Source organism: Pseudomonas sp. TUM22785 (assembly GCF_028198105.1).
GTDB classification, from domain to species: domain Bacteria; phylum Pseudomonadota; class Gammaproteobacteria; order Pseudomonadales; family Pseudomonadaceae; genus Metapseudomonas; species Metapseudomonas solani.
On record NZ_CP116239.1, the window covers coordinates 5,776,799 to 5,792,516 of the forward strand.

Consider the following 15,718-nt stretch of genomic DNA (forward strand, 5'->3'; position numbering starts at 1 on the left):
AGCGCAACCATGAGCAGAACTGCCAACACCCTCTACATCGTGGTCTTCGCCGGCATGCTGCTGGCCCTGAGCCTGTGGTCCATGCGCGGCATCGTCGGCTTCAGCGTCGCCAAGGAAACCACCGTGCTCAACGGCAAGCTGGCCCACGCCTTCGAGAAGCACTACGACGATGAATTCCCGATCAAGCAGATCGGCACCAACCTCTGGGCGCTGGTGGACTTCGGCCTGTTCGGCGAAGGCCGCCAGGGCGTGGTGATCGGCAAGGACGGCTGGCTGTTCTCCGACGAGGAGTTCGACCCGGTCGCCGATGGCAGCCGCCACCTGCAGGAAAACCTGGCGCTGATCCAGGGCGTGCGTGACGAGCTGGCCGGGCGCGGCGTGACCCTGGTCCTGGCCATCGTGCCGTCCAAGTCGCGCCTGTACCCCGAGTACACCGGCGAAGCCCGCCCCACTGCCCTGCGCCAGGACCTCTACGCGCAATTTCGCGGCGCCGCCCGCAAGGCCGGGATCATCGCCCCGGACCTGCTCGGCACCCTGGAGCAGGCCAAGCACAACGGCCAGGTCTTCCTGCGCACCGACACCCACTGGACGCCCCTGGGCGCCGAGGCGGTGGCCAACACCCTGGGCGAGGCCGTGCGCAGCGCGGCGCCGCTCTCGGGCGATGCCCAGGAGTACGTCACCGAGGCGGTGAAGAACGAGGACTACAAGGGCGACCTGACCCGCTTCCTGCCCCTGGACCCGATGTTCGAAAACCTCATGCCGGCACCGGACAAATTGCAGAAACGCGAGACCCGCGCCGCGGTCGAAGGTGAAGCCAGCGGTGACTCGCTGTTCGCCGACAGCCAGGTGCCGGTGGCGCTGGTGGGCACCAGCTACAGCGCCAACCAGAACTGGAACTTCGCCGGCGCCCTGCGCCAGTCGCTGCAACGCGACCTGGTCAACCACGCCGAGGACGGCCACGGGCCGATCCTGCCGATGCTCAAGTACCTCAAGAGCGATGAGCTGAAGGACGCCGCGCCGCAGCTGGTGATCTGGGAGTTCCCCGAACGCTACCTGCCGATGGCCAACGACCTCAGCGAATTCGACCCGCAGTGGATCGCCGAACTGCGCAAGGGCGGCGGCACCCCGGGCGAGCGTCTCGCGGCCACCGCCGCCAACTGAAACCCAGCAGTGAGGGCCCGCCCCGCGAGCCCTCGACGACTGTGGCCCCACCGGGCCATTTCAAGAAAGAAAGATGGAGGAACACCATGAACCGACAGAAGAAACGCAACTGGACGTCGTATGCCTGCGCCATCGCCCTGGGCCTCGCCGCTGTGCATGCACAGGCTGACGAAGGCGGGCTCTACGGACCCCAGGCACCCAAGGGATCGGCCTTCGTCCGCGCCTACAACGCCGGCAGCAGCGAACTCAGCGTCAACGTCGGCAACACCGCGTTGAACGACGTCGCCCCGCTCGGCTCCAGCGACTTCAAGTTCCTGCCCGCCGGCAACTACAGCGCCCAGATCGGCGCCACCAACCTGCCGGTGAAACTGGAAGCCGACCGCTACTACACCCTGGTCAACCAGCCGGGCGCCGAGCCCAAGCTGGTGGAAGAGCCGGCCTTCAAAAACAAGCAGAAGGCCCTGCTGCGAGTGCAGAACCTCTCCGACGCCAAGCTCACCGTGAAAACCGCCGACGGCAAGACCGCCGTGGTCGAGGACGTTGCGGCCCAGGGCCGTGGCGAGCGCGAGATCAACCCGGTGAAGGTCAACCTCGCCCTGTTCGACGGCACCCGCAAGGTCAGTGACCTCAAGCCGGTCTCGCTGCAGCGCGGCGAAGTCGTCTGCCTCTACATCACCGGCAGCGGCGGCAAGCTCTCCCCGGTCTGGGTCAAGCGCCCGGCCGAATCCTGATGTACCCGGCCCGGGGCCGAGAGCCCCGGGCAACGCTTCGTACCCGCCGCAAGAGACAGTGGGACTACAAGACAGAAATCAGTGATCGATGTGATGAGCAATCTATCCACAAACGACAAGCGATTTTAGGAGATACACCCATGATTCCTGTGATCCTCTCTGGCGGTAGCGGCTCCCGACTCTGGCCCCTTTCGCGCAAGCAGTACCCCAAGCAGTTCCTGGCCCTGACCGGTGACCACACCCTGTTCCAGCAGACCCTGGAACGCCTGAACTTCGAAGGCATGCAAGCCCCGGTGCTGGTGGCCAACAAGGATCACCGCTTCATCGTCCAGGAGCAGCTGGACGCCATCAAGGTCACCCCGCAGGCCATGCTGCTCGAACCCTTCGGCCGCAACACCGCGCCCGCCGTCGCCATCGCCGCCATGCAGCTGCTGGCCGAAGGCCGCGACGAGCTGATGCTGGTGATGCCGGCCGACCACGTGCTGGAAGACCAGCGCGCCTTCCAGCAGGCCCTGGCCCTGGCCACCATCGCCGCCGAGAAGGGCGAGATGGTGCTGTTCGGCGTGCCGGCCCTGCGCCCCGAGACCGGCTACGGCTACATCCGTGGCAAGGATTCCGCCGGCAGCCTGCCGGACGGCATCAGCCGCGTCGCCCAGTTCGTCGAGAAACCCGACGCCGAGCGCGCCCAGCAGTATGTGGACTCCGGCGACTACTTCTGGAACAGCGGCATGTTCCTGTTCCGCGCCAGCCGCTTCCTCGATGAACTCAAACACCACGACGTGGACATCTACGACACCTGCCTGCTGGCCCTGGAACGCAGCCAGCGCGAAGGCACCACGGTGACCATCGATGCCAACACCTTCGCCTGCTGCCCGGACAACTCCATCGACTACGCGGTGATGGAAAAGACCCAGCGCGCCTGCGTGGTGCCGCTGTCCGCCGGCTGGAACGACGTCGGCAGCTGGAGCTCGATCTGGGAAGTCCACGACAAGGACAAGGACGGCAACGTCACCAAGGGCGACGTGGTGGTGCAGGACAGCCACAACTGCTTGGTGCACGGCAACGGCAAGCTGGTGTCAGTGATCGGCCTGGAAGACATAGTCGTGGTCGAGACCAAGGACGCCATGATGATCGCCCACCGCGACCGCGTGCAGGAGGTCAAGCAGCTGGTCAACGAGCTCGACGCCCAGGGCCGCAGCGAAACCCAGAACCACTGCGCCGTGTACCGCCCCTGGGGCTCGTACGACTCGGTGGACATGGGCGGCCGCTTCCAGGTCAAACACATCACCGTCAAACCCGGCGCGCAGCTCTCGCTGCAGATGCACCACCACCGTGCCGAGCACTGGATCGTGGTCTCCGGCACCGCCGAGGTGACCTGTGACGACAAGACCTTCCTGCTCACCGAGAACCAGTCGACCTACATCCCGATGACCTCGGTGCACCGCCTGACCAACCCCGGCAAGATCCCCCTGGAGATCATCGAGGTGCAGTCCGGCAGCTACCTGGGCGAGGACGACATCGAGCGCCTGGAAGACGTCTACGGCCGCAGCGACACGACCGCAGTGAACCACGTGACAGCACGCTGAGCCTCCTTCCCCCATCGGGAGGCCCATTCCCCCTGTGCCAGCAGGGGGAATGGCGTGCGCCAACCCAAGGGGGCCCAGCCGGGCCCCCGCGCCTGGCACATCCCACCCCGCATCGCCGCAGCGTAATGCGCTAGCATTGAGCCCCTCGAAACCCCCACGGGCGTTCCCATGCTGATCGGTGCGATCCTCATCCTGACCTGGCTGATCCTGGTCATCCGCCACCCCGCCAAGGCCCTGCCCATCTCCCTGGTCGCCGTGCTCGGCATCGGCCTGGTCGCCGCCTGGGTGCTCTGGGAGGAGCGCGTGGTGGACCGCCAGCTGGCCCTGCTCGACGTGCGCGTCGGCTACGCCCCCGACCAGTGCCCCGCCGACCGTCCCTTGCAGATCCGTGTGCACAACGGCAGCAGCACCACCCTGCTGGACCTCGCCTGGGTGATCCAGGCCTACCGCCCGGGCGATACCATCAACCTCACCCAATCGACCTACGAGGCCGAACGCTCCCTCGGCCCGCCGCGCCTGCAGGCCGGCGCCGACTGGAGCGACTGCCTGCCCCTGCCGCCCCTGCGCAGTGGCTACCGCCCGCAGACCCTGGAGTTCCGCGCCGAGCGATTACATGGCAGATTCACCGACTGAACACCCAACCGCTGTCGCCTCCACCACAACAAGACCAACAAGGAACCCAGCAATGAGCCAACCCGTTGCCCTCATCACCGGCTGCTCCAGTGGCATCGGCCGAGCCCTGGCCGATGCCTTCAAGCACGCTGGTTACAGCGTCTGGGCCTGCGCCCGCAAGGCCAATGACGTCGACGCCCTCAATGTCGCCGGCTTCATCGGCGTGCAGCTGGACGTCAACGACGAGGACGCGGTGGCGCAGCTGGGCGAGCGCCTGCAACGGGAAACCGGGCGCCTCGACGTGCTGGTCAACAACGCCGGCTACGGCGCCATGGGCCCGCTGCTGGACGGCGGCACCGACGCCCTGCGCCGGCAGTTCGAAACCAATGTCTTCTCGCTGATCGGCCTCACCCGCGCCTGCTTCCCCGTGCTGCGCGCCAGCCGCGGCCTGGTGGTCAACATCGGCAGCGTCTCCAGCGTGCTGGTCACCCCCTTCGCCGGCGCCTACTGCGCCTCCAAGGCCGCCGTGCACGCGATCTCCGACGCCCTGCGCCTGGAACTCGCGCCCTTTGCCATCGAAGTGATGGAAGTGCAACCCGGCGCCATCGCCTCCAGCTTCGGTGCCAACGCCAGTCGCGAAGCCGAAGCCGTGATCGCCGAAGGCTCGCCCTGGTGGCCGATCCGCGACGGCATCCGCGCCCGTGCCCGCGCCTCCCAGGACAACCCCACCCCCGCCACCGAATTCGCCCGCGACCTGTTCGCCGCCATCCAGCGCCACCCGCGCCCGCGTCTGCTGCGCCTGGGCAACGGCAGCCGCGCCCTGCCGCTGCTCGCCACCCTGCTGCCCAAGGGCCTGCTGGAATCGGTGCTGAGAAAGCGCTTCGGCCTCAACGTCGCCCTGGAACGCCCGTGAACGACCCGCGCCCGGCCTTCACCCTGCGCTACGCCATCGGTGGCGTAGCCCTGGCGATGGTGCTCAACCTCGCCCTGCGCAGCCTGGTCAAGGTCGGCGGCCTGCTCGCCACCCTGGTCATCGCCGGTGCCGTCGCCCTGCTGCTCGCCGCCGCCTTCCGCCTCATCCAGCGCCGCGCCCCCAGCCGCGGCGAAGCCTGGCGCATCTTCCTCGGCTACGGCGCCCTGCTCGGCGTCCTCTACCTCGGCCTGCTCGGCATGATGACCCTGCAGGACCAACCCAGCCCCATGGCCGTCTTCCTCTTCTTCCTGCACTACCTCTGCTACCCCGCCTTCGCCTGGCTCACCCTCCTCGCCCGCCGCTGACGCCCCGCCCGTTGGGCCTCGCTGCGCCCGGCGCCAACCTACGTCCATCCCCCGCACGGGCTTCACCGCTGCGTAGGGTGGATGCCGCTCTTTGCATCCACCAGCGGACTCTTCCCGAGCATCACGGCCTCAGGCTATAAACGCGACCTGCCGACAGGCCCGTCGGTGGATAAGGAGCGGCAAAATGCAGGGAAGACTGACGGCGCTGGCGCTGGTAGCCGCGACACTCGCGGGGTGCGATGCCATTGTCACGGTGGAAGGCACCATCGAACCCCGGCTGTTCGCGCGCTCCAAATGCGAGTCGTTCATTCGAAACTCGACGGGGAAGTCATCCTCGTCAGAAATCCATGAGGCCACCTTTTACGACGGCATGATGGTGTCGCCATTCGGCGACGATCTATACACCGTCCGCGTCGACTGCAAGGCCCACGACGGCACACTGCTGGCCAGCCGCCAGGAAATCGTGACCCTCGGTGACGAGGCCTCGACCCTCTACCTGGGCCTGATCAGCACGGAGCCACGCAAGGGACGGAGCCACGAGCCCGAGTGGGTCATCGCCGAGAAGGCACCGCCACCACCGCCCGACCCCACCTGCCCTCGCCGTGAATCACCGAGCGCCTACACCCAGGCATTCGACGCCATCGGGCAACGCCTCGCCGAGGATGGCCAACAGAAGGTCGCGATGAAGCGCCTGACCAGGCTGGCCCACCGCAATGGCTGGCTGCTGGTGGAGGCCGAATACGAACGCCTTGGCCCCATGAGCTTCCTCCTGGAATCCGACCAGCAGGGCTATGCCGTGAAAAGCTACTTCGTCGGTACCACTCCAAGCGGCAAGCGCAGCACGATCATCCGCACGCTGTTCGAGCAGGAAGCACCCAGCGTGCCGCCCGACCTGCTCGCCTGCCTGCTGGACTGACACCTCACCGCCCCTACCAACGCAGCGGACCCGAACCCCGCCTCGTTGGGCCTCGCTGCGCTCGGCGCCAACCTACGCCCAGCTCCCCCGCTCGAACCTCACCGGTGTGTAGGGTGGATGCCGCTCTTTGCATCCACCATGCGGCGCTCACCCGAATACCAACCTCCCCCCGAGGCACGCCCCCTCACAGTTGCAGGTCGATCCCACTAGAATCCCAGCCTCCCTCATCGGAACGGACACCATGCACCTGCGCCCCCTCGAGTTCCCCCGCGACGCCGAAGCCCTGAGCGCCTTCGATGCCGGCTACGACACCCACCTGCTCTACCGCGTGGAGCGGCAGGGCCTGGCCTTTGCGCTGGTCGAGGAACGTCGCGCGGAGCCCTTCCGCAAGCGCTATGACGCCGAGGGGTTCGCCGAGGATGTCGAGAACGCCGACTTCGCCCTCGCCGCCGTGGCCGAGGACGGCAGCCTGGCGGGGTTCGCCTGCGTACGGCTGGAGGAATGGAACCGCAGCGCCGAGCTGAGCGCGCTGTTCGTCGCGCCGGCCCACAAGGGCCAGGGGCTGGGCCGGCAGTTGCTGGACGAGGCGACCGCCTTCGCCCGCGCCAGCGACGCGCGCTGCCTGTGGCTGGAGACCCAAAGCAGCAACCACCCGGCCATCGGTTTCTACCTGAAATCCGGCTTCGCCCTCAGTGGCCTCAACACCGCCCTCTACGACCCGCGCGAGACCGCACCCGAGGAAGTCGCGCTGTTCTTCAGCCAGCCCCTGGGCGCCTGAAAAACGTTGGAACCGTCGCCCTCCCCGCCTCACTAAAAAGAGAACAAGGGGGAATCGATGGACTATCTCGACCTGCTGCAATGGCCGGCAATGCTGGTGACGGTGGCCGCCGCCTGGCTGATCGGCTCGAAGAAGCCGTCGCGCCGGCACGTAGGTTTCTGGGTGTTCCTGGCCAGCAACGCCCTGTGGATAACCTGGGGCCTGCATGCCCAGGCCTGGGCGCTGATCGTGCTGCAATTGTGCCTGGCGGCGATGAACATGCGCGGGGCGAAGAAGGCCGACGAGGCGCGCTAGACGCTGCCTTCGCGCTCCACCACCAGAATGCGCGCCGCCCCACGCGGATGGGCCACATGCTCGCAACCGGGGCCGGCATGGAAGAGGTCGCCGACGCCCAGCAGCACCGCGTGCTCCTCGCCGCCCTCGCGGTAGCGCATCTCCACCTCGCCATTGAGCACCACGAAGACTTCGCTGCCGTCGTTGACGTGCCAGATGTAGGGCTGGTCGGTCCAGTGCAGGCGCACCGTGGTGCCGTCGAGGTTGGCGATATCCAGCGCCCCCCAGGCGCGCTCGGCGGTGAAGTCGCGGCTGCGTACCACGCGCTGGCTCATGCGCGGCTCCCCAGGGGCGCGGCGGCCACCGGCGCCTTGGGCTTGCGGAACACCAGCAGGTTGCCGGCCATCACCAGCACCAGGCCGAGCAGCGCCGGGGCCGTCCAGCTGTAGCCTTCGGCGAAGGCCGAGATGTTCAGCGCCACCACCGGGAACAGCACGGTGCAGTAGGCCGCGCGCTCCGGCCCCATGCGCCCGACCAGGGTCAGGTAGGCGGTGAAGCCGATCACCGAACCGGGGATCGCCAGGTACAGCAGCGAGCCGAGGTAGCGGGTGTTCCACTCCATGCCGAAGGGCGTGCCGCTGGCCAGGCACCACAGGGTCAGCAGCGAGGCGCCATAGAACATGCCCCAGGCGTTGGTGGTCAGCGGCCGGTAGCCGGCCTTCTGCTGCAGGCTGGAGAGCATGTTGCCGGCGGAGAAGCACAGCGTGCCCAGCAGCGCCAGGCCAAGGCCCAGCAGGGTTTCACGGCTGGCCTGGTGGCCGGCCAGTTCCGGCCAGAACAGCAGCGCCAGCCCGGCCAGGCCGAGGGCACCGCCGGCCAGCACGTTGGCAGCGATGCGCTGGCCGAAGAACACCCGCGCATTCAGCGCGTTCCACAGGGTGGCGGTGGAGAACACCACGGCGATCAGCCCGCTGTGGATCCACTGGCTGGCGGTGTAGAAGCACATGAAGTTGACGCAGAACAGGCACAGCCCCTGGGCCAGGCAGATCATCTGCGCGCGGCCGTCGAGCTTCTGCAGGCGGCGGCTGAGCAGGAGGATGGCGAACAGCACCACGGCGGCCAGGGCGAAGCGGTAGGCGATGGACACGGGAATGGCCACCTCGCCCATCTGCAGCTTGATGGCGATCCAGGTGGTGCCCCAGATCAGGACGGTGAGCAGGTACAGCGAGAGGTTCATGGCGGTCATCCGGGTGGTGCATCGAGGGGCCAGTCTCCCGCGCAGCCCGTCGGCGCGCTTGCAAAAACTTGCGCTTATCCGCGCCGCCCCGCTGCGTCGCGCGGGCGCCCGCGCTAGCATGGTCACCCAAGCCACCCGGTTGCCCCGCGCATGTCGTCACTCCTGCAGAACCAGGTCTTCCAGTCCCTCGCCAGCTCGCCCCATGCCCGCCTGGAGCATGCCGCCGAGCTGGGCGATGGCATGGGCGCTGCGCTGTGGAGCAACCACCACGACGCCCGCGACTACCAGGGCACCCGCCTGCACACGCTGTCCTGCTACCTGGCCGGCGGCACCGGCACCTTCCGCCGCGAGCGCCCGGACACCAAGGGCGCGCCGGACAAGCTGTGCATCCTCCCTGCCGGGCACGAGTCCTCCTGGGTGATCAACGGCGAGATCCGCCTGGCGCACCTATACATCGCCCCGGCGCAGTTCGCCCACGCCGCCGTCACCCTGCTCGACCGCGAACCCCGCGAGCTGCAGATGCGCGAAGCGACCTTCCTCGACGACGCCGAGCAGGCCGCGCGCTTCCACCGCCTCATCCAGCTCGACTGGAACGAACCCGGCGAACGCATGCTCACCAGCAGCCTGGCCCACGAGATGCTCGGCCACACCCTGCTGACCCAGGTCGGCCTGCGCCAGAGCCCGCAGCTCAGGGGCGGCCTGGCCCCGGCGGTGCGCAAGCGGTTGATGGAGTACATCGACGCCCACCTGGCCGAGCCGCTGAGCCTGGGTGAGCTGGCGGCCTTCTCGGCGCTTTCGGAATACCACTTCGCGCGGATGTTCCGCGAAAGCTTCGGCTTGCCGCCGCACCAGTACGTGCTCGCCCGCCGCCTGGCCCACGCCCGCCACCTGCTGGCCCGCACCGCCCTGCCCCTGGGCGAGGTCGCCCTGGCCTGTGGCTTCGCCAGCGCCAGCCACTTCAGCAACCGCTTCCGCAGCGCGGTCGGCGGCACGCCGGGGGACTATCGGGCGGCGATGGGGTAAGCGACGGGCCTCCTGGTGGCACCGACGTGATGGGTTTCGCGGAGCTCTACCCATCCTACGAAAGTCCGTGCGCACCACGTGGAGATGCGTTGGACGAAGAAAGTTGGAGCAGCCGCCAACACCCCTCCAGGAGGCTGAACGCAGTCGTTGCGCCGGGGGACGAGCGGCATGGATGCCGCGAGAGGCGCGCCAGGCCATGGATGGCCCATCGCGCCGGCCCCCAGAGCGGCGATGGAGTGAAGGAACCCCGGCGAAGCCGGGGCCGGATGATGGGGCAAGCGTTTTTGGTTCCTTTTTTGTGGTTCGGCATCCCGACGATTGAAAAAAGGGACTCGCCCGGGGGGGCGAAACGGAAAGCATCCACAGAACTCGGTAACCAGCCGGGCTCGAATAAATCCGAAGCGGTGGGCTGAAGCCCACCCGAACTGGGCGAATGAATTCGCCCCTACAGGGAAATCATTGCCCCCCACATGCCGGCAGGGCTTCACACCGGCCGCCGGCCTTGGCTGCGTCACCGAGGGGTGCGGCCATGCGCGTGTCGTCCGGGGCCAGCTGGCGGGCGCAGGCGCGGGCCTGCCCGGCCTGGCTCGGGCAACCACGTTCGGCCAGCAGCTCGGAGAGATTGAACCAGCCCAGGGCGTAGTCCGGCTTGCGGGCGATGCTTTCGCGCAGGGCCTTCTCCGCGCCGTCGCGGTCACCCTCGGTGTAGCGCGCGTTGGCCAGGGCGAACAGCGGCAGCGGCTCGCGGTACCAGTGGCCGGAAGCGGTTAGGTAGGCGCGTTCGGCGCGCTCGTGCTGGCCGGTCTGCTCCAGGTCGCTGGCGCCTTGCATCCAGGCTTCCAGGCGCGGTTCGGCCGGCAGTTGTTCGGGGGGTAGGGTCACCACCGCCCAGCGCTCGGCGCGGGCCCAGGTGCGATCGAAGCTGCGCAGGTCGGTGACCCAGCGCCGCGTGGTGGCCGAGCGCAGCACCAGCTCGTCCTTGGCGCGGTCGTAGCCGACCACCACCGCGAAGTGCCATTGCGGGTACCAGTCGAGGCCGAGGTTCTGCATCACCAGCACCGGGTTGCCCGCCGCCACCTGGGCCAGCAGGGCATCCAGGCTCGGCTGCAGCGGGTAGACCAGCATGCCGCTCTGTCGCGCCGCCGCCACCAGTTCCAGCTTGAGGCTGCCGCGCCGCTCGGGCAGGTAGACCTTGGGCACCAGCGCCTCGGGCGAGGTGGTCACGCCGCGGTGCACCAGCACCGTGGCCAGCGCCGCCGGGCCGCACTGGTAGTCCTCCTGCGGGTAGAAGGGCACGTCCACCAGCTCGATGCGCTCGGGCAGCCGCTCGCTCTGCGGCGGCAGCAGCGGGCCGCTGGCGCAACCGGTGAGAAGCACGGCCAGGGCGAGGAGCCCCGGCCGCAGCAGGCGCATCAACGGATGCATTTGATGAAGCTGAAGATGTCCGTGGCGCAGAGCATGTCGGTGATGATGAAGATCACCAGGAACAGCACGATGATGCCGACGATGCCGGCACCGGCGGGCTCCTGCTGCAGCTGCTGGTTGAACTGCGCCAGCTCGGCGGGGGTGAGGCTGTTGATACGCGCCTCCACCTGCTCACGGGGCACGCCGTACTCCTGCAGCTTCTTCTGCACGTCCTGGTTATCCAGCATGCCGCGCAGCTGGGCGCGGTCGACCTGTTGCTGCTGTTCCTGCAGCGCCTGGGGCGTGCCGATCATGGCGGCCTGGGCCAGCGGTACCTGGGCGAAGAAGGTGAGTTGGCTGGCGACCAGCACGGCGGCGAGTCGGCGGTTGGTGGCGGGACTGAGCATGGTGGTTCTCCTGGATCATGTTGTTGTGATCGATTGACCCGCGCCTCGCTTCCCGGGTTCCACCCACCGATCAAGTGGGGTGCACGGCCGCATTGCGCAACGGCCACGGCACAAATAGAATGCGAAGCATTCCTATTTGATCCAACCCCAATCCCCTCCTGGAGCCTTCCTTGACCAGCAGCCAGGCCGCCCCCGAGCAGGCGTTGCACAAGCTCTACAGCGACCACAACGGCTGGCTCCGGAACTGGCTGCAGCGCAAGCTCGGCTGCCCGCAGAGCGCCGCCGACCTGGCCCAGGACACCTTCCTCAAGGTGCTGCTGGGGCGCGAGGCGCACCGCATCCTCGAACCGCGCGCCTTCCTCACCACCATCGCCAAGCGCGTGCTGGCCAACCACTACCGCCGCCAGGACATCGAGCGCGCCTACCTGCAGGCCCTCGCCGCGCTGCCGGAAGAGGAAGTGCCCAGCGAGGAAACCCGCGCCATCATCCTGGAAACCCTGATGGAGCTTGACCGCCTGCTCGACGGCCTGGCCCCGCTGGCGAAGAAGGTCTTCCTGCTGGCCCAGGTGGACGGCCGCACCTACGTCGAGATCGCCGAGCAGCTTGGCCTCTCCCTTTCCAGCGTCAAGCGCTACATGGCCAAGGCCGCTGAACGTTGCTATTTCGCGGAGTGCCTCTGATGGCCCTGCGCAAGCCCGGCGAACAACGCATCGCCCCCGCCATCGCCGCCCAGGCGGTGCAGTGGCTGGTGGAGCTGCAAGGCGGCACACCTTCGCGCCAGCGCCAGGACGCCTGGCAACGCTGGCGCGCCGCCGACCCGGAGCATGAGCGTGCCTGGCAGCGCATCGAGTCGGTCAACCAGGGCCTGCGCGGGCTGAACACCCCCAGCGCTCTTGCCGCCCTGGATGCGCCCTCCTCGCGCAGCCGGCGTGATGCGCTGAAGCTGCTCACCCTGCTGGTGATCGCCGGTGGCGGCACCCTGGCGATGCGCGAAAGCGACCCGCTGCTGGCCCTGCGCGCCGACCAGAGCACCGCCGTGGGCGAGCGCCGCAACCTGACCCTGGCCGATGGCTCGACCCTGTCACTGAACACCGACAGCGCGCTGGATATCCGCTTCGACGCGCGCCAGCGCCTGCTCCACCTGCGCCAGGGCGAAATGCTGGTGGAGGCCGTGGACGAGGCGCGGCCACTGCGGGTGGAAACGCCCCAGGGCTTGATCCTGCTCCACGGCGGCCGCCTCGCCGTGCGCCTGCAGAAGCGCCGCAGCCAGGTCAGCCTGTTCACCGGCGACGCCCAGGTGTTCAGCCATGGCCAGCGCCTGGCGCTGCAACCCGGCCAGCGCCTCAACCTCGACGCCCGTGGCAGCGGTGCGGCCCAGGCGGCGGACGAAAACAGCGTGGCCTGGATCAACGGCATGCTGGTGGCCAGCTCCATGCGCCTGGGTGACTTCCTCGCCGAACTGGGCCGCTACCGCCACGGGCGCATCGGCTGTGACCCGGCCATCGCCGACCTGCGCCTCTCCGGCACCTACCCGCTGGACCACACCGACAGCATCCTCGCGATGCTGCCGCGCACCCTGCCGGTGGAGGTGCGCAGCGTCACCCGCTACTGGATCAGCGTGCACCCCAGGGCCGCGTCCTGAGCCGCGCACCGGCACCGCGAAAACTTTTTTCATCCACCTGAACCTTTTTCCCGGCCTCGCGTGACAGGGAAGGCAACCCCCCTTTCCCTCTCCCGAACGAGTGCCGCCATGACCGCCGACCCCACCCTTCGCCGCTTCGCCCGCACGCCCCTGGCCCGCGCCATGCAACCGCTGCTGCTGGGCCTGAGCCTGGCCGCCGCTGGGCTGCCCGCCATTGCCAGCGCCCAGGACCTGGTGATCGGCGCCGAGCGCCGCCAGGCCTTCGACATCCCGGCCGGCGGCCTGGAGCCCGCGCTCAACCGCTTCGGCCGCGAAGCCGGCGTGCTGCTCTCCTTCAGCCCGGAGCTGACCCAGGGCCGCAGCACCCAGGGCCTCAAGGGCGAGTTCGCCGTGGCCGAAGGGCTCGACCGCCTGCTCGCTGGCAGCGGTCTGCGCGCCGAGGCCGGTGAAGGCGGCTTCAGCCTGCACATGGCCACCGAAGGCGCGGCCCTGGAGATCGACCGCCAGGTGGTGATCGGCTCCCGTGCACCGGTGAGCATCAGCGAGCTGCCAGGCACCGTGTGGGTGATCGACAGCCACCAGTTGCAGGAACAGACCAAGGCCGGCGTGCCCTTCAAGGAAGCCCTCGGCCAACTCATCCCGGGCATGGACATCGGCCCCCAGGGGCGCACCAACTACGGCCAGAACATGCGCGGCCGCAGCGCCCTGGTGATGATCGACGGCGTGTCGCTGAACAGCTCCCGGGGCATCAGCCGCCAGTTCGACTCCATCGACCCGTTCAACATCGAACGCATCGAAGTGCTCTCCGGTGCCAGTGCCGTGTACGGCGGCGGCGCCACCGGCGGCATCATCAACATCGTCACCAAGCGCGCCGAAGCGGGTGATGTGCGCTTCAACAGCGAGGTCGGCGTGCGCACCGGCTTCGAAACCCACCAGGACCACGACTGGCGCGTGGCCCAGTCGGTGAGCGGCGGCAGCGAGCAGGTCAAGGGCCGCCTCTCGGTGGCCTACCAGAAGAACGGCGCCGCCTACGACGGCAACGGCGACCAGGTGATGCTCGACATCACCCAGACCGACCTGCAGTACAACCAGGCGGTGGACGTGATGGGCAGCCTGGACTTCGCCTTCGCCAACGGCCAGAGCCTCAACCTCGGTATGCAGTGGTACGACTCCGGCTACGACGGCGACAAGGGCGTGAACCTGGGGCGCAACTTCCAGGGCCTGCGCGGCCAGGTGCCTTTCGAGGTGGAAGGCGGCGCCAGCTTCGACCGCGAACCGCACACCGAGCGCCAGCAGTTCAATGCCACCTGGCACGTGCCCGAAGTGCTCGGCCACGACTTCTACCTGCAGGCCTACTACCGCAGCGAGAAGATGGCCTTCCAGCCCTACCCGAGCGTCGCCTTCGGCAGTGGCGGCGCCATCGATACCGCGCGCTCCTACTACTCCGCCTCGCAGCAGGACACCGATTACTTCGGCCTCAAGTCCGTGCTGGTGAAGGAATGGGATCGCGTCAGCCTGACCTACGGCGCCGACTTCGAGTGGGAGAGCTTCGACTCCGACCAGGCCCTGTTCAACCTGACCACCGCTGCCGCCACCGGCGGGCTGGTGGCCGATGAGTACGCGCGCATCGGCCGCTACCCGGGCATCGACACCGACAGCAAATCACTGTTCGCCCAGACCAGTTGGAAGGCCACCGACGACCTGACCCTGTCCGCCGGCATCCGCCACCAGCGCATCGGCAACGACGTGGGCTCTTTCGTCGCCGCAGCCCAGCAGGTGCAGATCAGCAAGGGCAACGGCACCAGCGCCGACGCGGTGCCGGGCGGCTCGAAGGATTACCAGGTGGACCTGTACAACGCCGGCGCCGTCTACAAGCTGAGCAAGGCGCAGCAGGTGTGGGCCAACTACTCCGAGGGCTTCGAACTGCCCGACCCGGCCAAGTACTACGGCCAGGGCAGCTACACCCTGGTGGGCAACCACTGGACCCTGGGCCGCCACGTCAACGTCAAGGACTCCGCCCTGGACGGCATCAAGACCAAGCAGATCGAGCTCGGCTGGCGCCACTACGCCGACGGCCTGGATGCCCAGCTGGCGGCCTTCTATGCCTGGTCGGACAAGAGCATCACCTACAACCGCACCACCCTGCTGGTGGAACAGTTGGACAACAAGAAGCGCAACTACGGCCTCGAAGGCCAGGCCAACTACTGGCTGAACGACAACTGGCAGATCGGCGCCAGCGCCCTGGGTATCCGTTCCCAGCAGAAGATCGCCAAGCGCTGGCAGAAGCAGGACGTCACCGCCGCCAGCCCATCCAAGCTCACCGCCTTCGCCGGCTGGCAAAACGGCGAAACCAGCCTGCGCCTGCAGGCCGTGCGCAGCTTCAACCTCAGCGACGACGGCAACGTCCTGGCCAACGGCAACTTCGACGGCAACGACCACAAGATCGATGGCTACACCACCTTCGATCTGCTGGGCAGCCAGGTCCTGCCGGTGGGCACCCTCAACGTCGGCATCCAGAACCTGCTGGACAAGGACTACACCACCGTCTGGGGCCAGCGCGCCCAGGTGTTCTACGGCACCGCCGCCACTGCCGACCTGTTCGACTACCACGGCCGTGGCCGCACCTACAGCCTGAGCTACAGCGTCGAGTTCTGATGCCCCTTGCAGACC

17 protein-coding genes are annotated in these 15,718 nt (G+C 68.1%); 13 read left to right on the top strand and 4 right to left on the bottom strand.

All coding sequences use genetic code 11. From position 1 onward, the window contains the following. Positions 1 to 9 precede the first annotated feature (9 nt). The 9 genes from PI990_RS26270 (at position 10) to PI990_RS26310 (ending at position 7,356) form a co-directional block, all read left to right on the top strand. Positions 10 to 1,161: an alginate O-acetyltransferase gene (locus PI990_RS26270; protein ID WP_271658939.1), complete on the top strand. Its 1,152-nt coding sequence runs from the start codon at positions 10 to 12 to the stop codon at positions 1,159 to 1,161. A gap of 86 nt (positions 1,162 to 1,247) precedes the next feature. Beyond that, complete coding sequence (locus PI990_RS26275; protein WP_021220912.1) at positions 1,248 to 1,892, top strand: alginate O-acetyltransferase AlgF; 645 nt, start codon at positions 1,248 to 1,250, stop codon at positions 1,890 to 1,892. A gap of 140 nt (positions 1,893 to 2,032) precedes the next feature. Next, positions 2,033 to 3,478, top strand: a complete 1,446-nt coding sequence (locus PI990_RS26280; RefSeq protein ID WP_021220913.1) for a mannose-1-phosphate guanylyltransferase/mannose-6-phosphate isomerase — start codon at positions 2,033 to 2,035, stop codon at positions 3,476 to 3,478. Positions 3,479 to 3,646: 168 nt separating this feature from the next. Next, positions 3,647 to 4,111, top strand: a complete 465-nt coding sequence (locus PI990_RS26285; RefSeq protein WP_271658940.1) for a multidrug transporter — start codon at positions 3,647 to 3,649, stop codon at positions 4,109 to 4,111. Positions 4,112 to 4,163: 52 nt separating this feature from the next. Further along, on the top strand, positions 4,164 to 5,003 hold the full coding sequence (locus PI990_RS26290; RefSeq protein WP_043239976.1) for an SDR family oxidoreductase: 840 nt from the start codon (positions 4,164 to 4,166) through the stop codon (positions 5,001 to 5,003). Continuing rightward, positions 5,000 to 5,368 (top strand): hypothetical protein, encoded by a 369-nt coding sequence (locus PI990_RS26295; RefSeq protein ID WP_410478779.1) that lies wholly within the window; start codon positions 5,000 to 5,002, stop codon positions 5,366 to 5,368. The genes PI990_RS26290 and PI990_RS26295 overlap by 4 nt, the downstream gene beginning before the upstream one ends. 184 nt (positions 5,369 to 5,552) lie before the next feature. Then, positions 5,553 to 6,284 carry a hypothetical protein gene (locus PI990_RS26300; protein WP_271658941.1) on the top strand — a complete coding sequence of 244 codons (732 nt, stop codon included), beginning with the start codon at positions 5,553 to 5,555 and terminating at the stop codon, positions 6,282 to 6,284. Between the two features lie 241 nt (positions 6,285 to 6,525). Then, positions 6,526 to 7,062: a GNAT family N-acetyltransferase gene (locus PI990_RS26305; protein ID WP_271658942.1), complete on the top strand. Its 537-nt coding sequence runs from the start codon at positions 6,526 to 6,528 to the stop codon at positions 7,060 to 7,062. A gap of 57 nt (positions 7,063 to 7,119) precedes the next feature. After that, on the top strand, positions 7,120 to 7,356 hold the full coding sequence (locus PI990_RS26310) for a hypothetical protein (protein ID WP_271658943.1): 237 nt from the start codon (positions 7,120 to 7,122) through the stop codon (positions 7,354 to 7,356). Here PI990_RS26310 and PI990_RS26315 read toward each other — a convergent pair. Next, positions 7,353 to 7,670: a cupin gene (locus PI990_RS26315; protein WP_271658944.1), complete on the bottom strand. Its 318-nt coding sequence runs from the start codon at positions 7,668 to 7,670 to the stop codon at positions 7,353 to 7,355. The genes PI990_RS26310 and PI990_RS26315 overlap by 4 nt on opposite strands. Further along, positions 7,667 to 8,572, bottom strand: a complete 906-nt coding sequence (locus PI990_RS26320) for a DMT family transporter (protein WP_271658945.1) — start codon at positions 8,570 to 8,572, stop codon at positions 7,667 to 7,669. Before PI990_RS26320 ends, PI990_RS26315 begins: the two co-directional genes overlap by 4 nt. Positions 8,573 to 8,722: 150 nt before the next feature. Between PI990_RS26320 and PI990_RS26325 the strand changes: the two genes are divergently transcribed. Beyond that, positions 8,723 to 9,595, top strand: coding sequence for a helix-turn-helix domain-containing protein (locus PI990_RS26325; protein ID WP_271658946.1), 873 nt, complete (start codon positions 8,723 to 8,725; stop codon positions 9,593 to 9,595). 456 nt (positions 9,596 to 10,051) lie between these two features. On the opposite strand, the gene PI990_RS26330 is transcribed toward PI990_RS26325, so the two are convergent. Next, the gene (locus tag PI990_RS26330; RefSeq protein ID WP_271658947.1) at positions 10,052 to 11,008 is read right to left on the bottom strand and encodes a PA2778 family cysteine peptidase; all 957 of its coding nucleotides are present in this window, start codon (positions 11,006 to 11,008) and stop codon (positions 10,052 to 10,054) included. After that, positions 11,008 to 11,406, bottom strand: a complete 399-nt coding sequence (locus tag PI990_RS26335) for a PA2779 family protein (protein ID WP_263402730.1) — start codon at positions 11,404 to 11,406, stop codon at positions 11,008 to 11,010. The genes PI990_RS26330 and PI990_RS26335 overlap by 1 nt, the downstream gene beginning before the upstream one ends. Before the next feature lie 170 nt (positions 11,407 to 11,576). Here PI990_RS26335 and PI990_RS26340 point away from each other — a divergent pair, with 170 nt between their 5' ends. The 3 genes from PI990_RS26340 (at position 11,577) to PI990_RS26350 (ending at position 15,703) form a co-directional block, all read left to right on the top strand. Further along, positions 11,577 to 12,086: a sigma-70 family RNA polymerase sigma factor gene (locus PI990_RS26340; RefSeq protein WP_271658948.1), complete on the top strand. Its 510-nt coding sequence runs from the start codon at positions 11,577 to 11,579 to the stop codon at positions 12,084 to 12,086. After that, positions 12,086 to 13,048, top strand: coding sequence for a FecR domain-containing protein (locus PI990_RS26345; RefSeq protein ID WP_271658949.1), 963 nt, complete (start codon positions 12,086 to 12,088; stop codon positions 13,046 to 13,048). Before PI990_RS26340 ends, PI990_RS26345 begins: the two co-directional genes overlap by 1 nt. 468 nt (positions 13,049 to 13,516) lie before the next feature. Then, the gene (locus tag PI990_RS26350; RefSeq protein ID WP_271661360.1) at positions 13,517 to 15,703 is read left to right on the top strand and encodes a TonB-dependent receptor; all 2,187 of its coding nucleotides are present in this window, start codon (positions 13,517 to 13,519) and stop codon (positions 15,701 to 15,703) included. The last annotated feature ends 15 nt before the right edge of the window (positions 15,704 to 15,718 follow it).

Coding starts and splice junctions, on each gene's coding strand:
- PI990_RS26325 (WP_271658946.1), top strand. CDS start 8,723: ATGTCGTCACTCCTGCAGAACCAGGTCTTCCAGTCCCTCGCCAGCTCG.
- PI990_RS26310 (WP_271658943.1), top strand. CDS start 7,120: ATGGACTATCTCGACCTGCTGCAATGGCCGGCAATGCTGGTGACGGTG.
- PI990_RS26330 (WP_271658947.1), bottom strand. CDS start 11,008: ATGCGCCTGCTGCGGCCGGGGCTCCTCGCCCTGGCCGTGCTTCTCACC.
- PI990_RS26320 (WP_271658945.1), bottom strand. CDS start 8,572: ATGAACCTCTCGCTGTACCTGCTCACCGTCCTGATCTGGGGCACCACC.
- PI990_RS26300 (WP_271658941.1), top strand. CDS start 5,553: ATGCAGGGAAGACTGACGGCGCTGGCGCTGGTAGCCGCGACACTCGCG.
- PI990_RS26280 (WP_021220913.1), top strand. CDS start 2,033: ATGATTCCTGTGATCCTCTCTGGCGGTAGCGGCTCCCGACTCTGGCCC.
- PI990_RS26350 (WP_271661360.1), top strand. CDS start 13,517: ATGGCCACCGAAGGCGCGGCCCTGGAGATCGACCGCCAGGTGGTGATC.
- PI990_RS26305 (WP_271658942.1), top strand. CDS start 6,526: ATGCACCTGCGCCCCCTCGAGTTCCCCCGCGACGCCGAAGCCCTGAGC.
- PI990_RS26315 (WP_271658944.1), bottom strand. CDS start 7,670: ATGAGCCAGCGCGTGGTACGCAGCCGCGACTTCACCGCCGAGCGCGCC.
- PI990_RS26285 (WP_271658940.1), top strand. CDS start 3,647: ATGCTGATCGGTGCGATCCTCATCCTGACCTGGCTGATCCTGGTCATC.
- PI990_RS26270 (WP_271658939.1), top strand. CDS start 10: ATGAGCAGAACTGCCAACACCCTCTACATCGTGGTCTTCGCCGGCATG.
- PI990_RS26290 (WP_043239976.1), top strand. CDS start 4,164: ATGAGCCAACCCGTTGCCCTCATCACCGGCTGCTCCAGTGGCATCGGC.
- PI990_RS26345 (WP_271658949.1), top strand. CDS start 12,086: ATGGCCCTGCGCAAGCCCGGCGAACAACGCATCGCCCCCGCCATCGCC.
- PI990_RS26335 (WP_263402730.1), bottom strand. CDS start 11,406: ATGCTCAGTCCCGCCACCAACCGCCGACTCGCCGCCGTGCTGGTCGCC.
- PI990_RS26275 (WP_021220912.1), top strand. CDS start 1,248: ATGAACCGACAGAAGAAACGCAACTGGACGTCGTATGCCTGCGCCATC.